Source organism: Methylorubrum podarium (assembly GCF_022179745.1).
Lineage (GTDB): Bacteria > Pseudomonadota > Alphaproteobacteria > Rhizobiales > Beijerinckiaceae > Methylobacterium > Methylobacterium podarium.
The window spans coordinates 1-2,256 of record NZ_BPRD01000137.1 but is presented as its reverse complement, the minus strand read 5'-3'; the positions used below and the strand labels follow the sequence as shown (position 1 = coordinate 2,256).

Below are 2,256 nucleotides of genomic sequence, written 5' to 3'. Positions count from 1 at the left end.
GCCAGAGGCCGCGGGCGCGAAGATCCTCGAAGCGCTCGAGGATGGCCCGGGTCGCCTCCGGATTGGCCGCCCTCAACGCCTCGAAGGTCTCCGGGTCGGCGATCCAGGCGCCGTAGAGCCGGTCGAGATCGGGGCTCGTCACGGCGTCGGTCGTGGCGGCGAGCACGAACACCGCGTCGATGCCCTGCGCCAGTTCCTGCGCGCCGCGGTAGCCGTGGCGGAGCTGGGCCGCGATCCAGCGCGGATGGGCGAGCCGGCCGCGGATCAGCCGGGCGACGTCCTCGCGGGCGGTGCGGGTGCGGGGCGACTCCGGGTTCGAGACGTCGAGGCTGTAGAGCGCGGGCGCCCTCCCCTCGCCGGACGCGGCGGCGAAGAACCCGCCCATGGCGTCGGCCGCCGCATCGCCGTCCAGAAGGTCGCGCTCGGCCACGTCGAAGGCGTGGACATAGGCGTCCGCCGCCGCGACGCGGGCGGCGAAATCCGCGTCCGCCCCCTCCGCGTCGCCGTAGGCGTGGGTGGTGGCGGCGAGATAGGCCTGCCCGAGATCGGCCTGGTCCCCCCAGGCGCCGTCGAGGGCGGTCTCGGCCGTGCCCGCGCCGTAGCGGCCCGGCGCCGCGCCGTAGATACGGGCACCGGATTCGCCCCGGCGCCTGGCGGCGGCGAGCGGGTTCTCCTCGTCCTCCTCCTCGCGGGCGGCGACGGCGCGGGCGGCGCGGTCGAGCAGCGCCAGGGTCTCCGGAAAGGTGTCGCGGAACGCGCCGGAGACGCGGCAGGTGACGTCGATGCGCGGCCGGTCGAGGAGGGCCAGCGGCAGCACCTCGAAGCCGGTGACGCGGGTCGAGGCGTGGTCCCAGACCGGGCGGACGCCCATCAGCGCGAGGGCATGGGCCACGTCCTCGCCGCCGGTGCGCAGCGTCGGCGAGGCCCAGAGGTCCATGACGATGCGGGCCGGGTACTCGCCCTCGTCCTGCAGGTAGCGGCGCACCACCGCGTCGGCCGCCTTGGTGCCGAGCAGGGTCGCGGCGCGGGTGGGCAGGCTGCGCGGATCGAGGGTCGTCAGGTTGCGCCCCGTGGGCATCACGTCCCGGCGCCCGCGCGAGGGCGAGCCGGCGGGGCCCGGCGCGACGAAGCGGCCGTCGAGGGCGGCGATCAGGGCGGCGCGCTCGGCCTCCGCGCTGGCGCGGACCGGCTCGGCGGCCTCCGGGGGGGCGCGGCCGAACACGTGCAGGCCGTCGCGGAACGGGGTCTCGCCGAGGTCGCACAGATGCGCGTCGAGCGCGGTCAGCGCGTCGGCCATCGGGGTGTCGCCGTCGATGCCCGCCCCCGCGAGCAGCCCGGCGGAGGCCGCCTCGTCGAGGATCGCCTCGGCGATCAGCCCGGCCCGGCGCGGATCGAGCACGCTCGCGGCGGAATACTCTTCCACGAGTTCGCGCAGCGCCGCGGCCTCGGGCGTCAGCCCGGCGGCCTCGACGGTGGGGGTGAGATGGCCGAGCGCGATCCCGCCGAGCCGGCGCTTCAACGGCGCGGCCTCGCCGGGATCGTCGACGATGAACGGATAGACCACCGGCAGCGCCCCGACGGCCAGCGCCGGCCAGCACTGGCCTGAGAGCGCCACCGCCTTGCCCGGCAGCCACTCGGTGGTGCCGTGGGTGCCGAGATGGATCAGCGCGTCGAAGCTCTTCCGAACGCCCAGGTAGAAGGCGAGGTAGGCGTGGGTCGGCGGCGCGTCGGGATCGTGATAGCCGGCCTTGCGGTCGGCGCTCCGGCCACGGTCGGGCTGGAGGAAGAGGGTGAGGCCGCTCGCATACTCCGTGTCGTGCGCATCCCCTCTCCCCGCGTGCGGGGAGAGGGCTTCGGCGACCCTGTCGTCGCCGAAGCGAGGCGGCAGCCGAAGGTGAGGGGGCTTGGCCGGGCGAGCCTCATCCTGCACCGCCCCCTCACCCTCGCTACCGCTCGTCGCGCCGACGACAAGGCCGTCGCGACCCTCTCCCCGCGCGCGGGGAGAGGGGATCTGTGCGGCAGCAGCGTCCACCATCGGGAACCGGAATGCCCCGTCGCGGCAGAGCGGATCGTCCGCCGGCGCCCCCCAGCGCTCGGTGAGTTCCGCGCGACGCTCGTCCGGCAGTCCTTCGAACCACGCCGCGTAGTCGGCGAGCGACACGCAAAACCCCGGCTCGGCTTCGGTCAGCGCCGCCATCAGCGCACCCGCCTCCGGCAGTGCGCCCGCCGCGAACCCCGCCGCGGCGAGGTCGGCGG

At 75.8% G+C, this 2,256-nt stretch carries 1 protein-coding gene; it reads right to left on the bottom strand.

From position 1 onward, the window contains the following. The coding region (locus MFF42_RS07425) for a cobaltochelatase subunit CobN (RefSeq protein ID WP_238255173.1) at positions 1-2,256 on the bottom strand (2,256 nt) is incomplete at both ends.